This is a genomic window from Nonomuraea sp. NPDC051191, assembly GCF_044455665.1.
In the GTDB taxonomy this organism is placed as follows: Bacteria; Actinomycetota; Actinomycetes; order Streptosporangiales; family Streptosporangiaceae; genus Nonomuraea.
This window is the reverse complement of sequence record NZ_JBITEZ010000059.1, coordinates 1-1,125: the sequence shown is the minus strand read 5'-3', so window position 1 is coordinate 1,125 and position 1,125 is coordinate 1. Positions and strand designations below refer to the sequence as shown.

Here is a 1,125-nt window from a genome sequence, read left to right as displayed (position 1 = left end):
ACGCCGCCAACGCCACCGACACCGCGAACGTCACCGGCTGCACCACCTCAATCGACCCCAACCCCACCCCACCATCACCCTCAACCTCCATGGCAAGCCGGCCGTGGATCGTGGACTCGCCGTTCACGGAAGACTCGCCGTTCATGACAGGCCCAGCAGTGATCACGCGCTCGCCGTTGATGGGAAGCTCCCCGTTAAGGGCGGGCCCAGCGTTGATGGCAGGCTCGGCGTTGATGGCGGGCTCCGCGGTGATCGCGGGCTCGGTCGTGGCAGCGCGCAGGTCGTCGGCACCCGAGCCAGAGCCCGTGCCAGGGCTCACGCTGGTGTCTGTGTCTGTGTCTGTGTTTGTGGTGTTGGTGGTGGCGGCCTGGGCCAGGACCTCGGCCGGATCCCATGTCACCCACTTGCGGATCTCCGCGAAACACTCCTCCAACCGGGCGGCGAACACCGGCGAGACCCGGGCCAGCTCCACACCCATCCCGGCCCACTGCGTCCCCTGCCCCGGGAACACCAGCACCACATCACGACCCCCGGACACCACACCAGACACCCCGCCGGACACCCCGCCGGACACCCCGCCGGACACCGTGCCCGAGATCGCACCCGACGTCCCGCCGGAAACTGAGCCGGTGACCACACCAGGTGCCGGCTCGCCGGCGGCCAGCGCACGCAACCCCGCCAGCAACTCCTCCCTGTCGCGGCCGGTCACCACCGCCCGGTCCTCCAGCAGCGCCCGCCCCTCCAACAACCCCGCCGCCACCTCACCCAACGGCAGCCCCGGACGCGCCTGCACCCACTCCGCCAGCCGACCCGCCTGCGCCCGCAACGCCCCCTCACCCCGACCCGACACCACCCACGGCACCAACCCACCCGACAACCCACCCGACAGCGCCTGTCCCAAAAGGCCGCCCCCAACCGACGACGGCGCTTCCCGCACGCCGCCCGACGACGCCTCCTGCACGCCGCCCGACGGCACCTCCCGCCCCTCGCCCGGCAGCGTGTTCTGCTCGCCATCAAACGACAGAGGCTGCACCGCCTGACCTGACGGCGGTTGCGGGGCCTCTTCCACGATCACATGCGCGTTCGTCCCACTCACCCCGAACGACGACACCCCCGCACGCCGCA

General features: G+C 71.3%; 1 protein-coding gene. It reads right to left on the bottom strand.

The genetic code is table 11. From position 1 onward, the window contains the following. The coding region (locus ACIA8R_RS52980) for an acyltransferase domain-containing protein (protein WP_397045856.1) at positions 1-1,075 on the bottom strand (1,075 nt) is incomplete at its 3' end. Positions 1,076-1,125 lie beyond the last annotated feature (50 nt).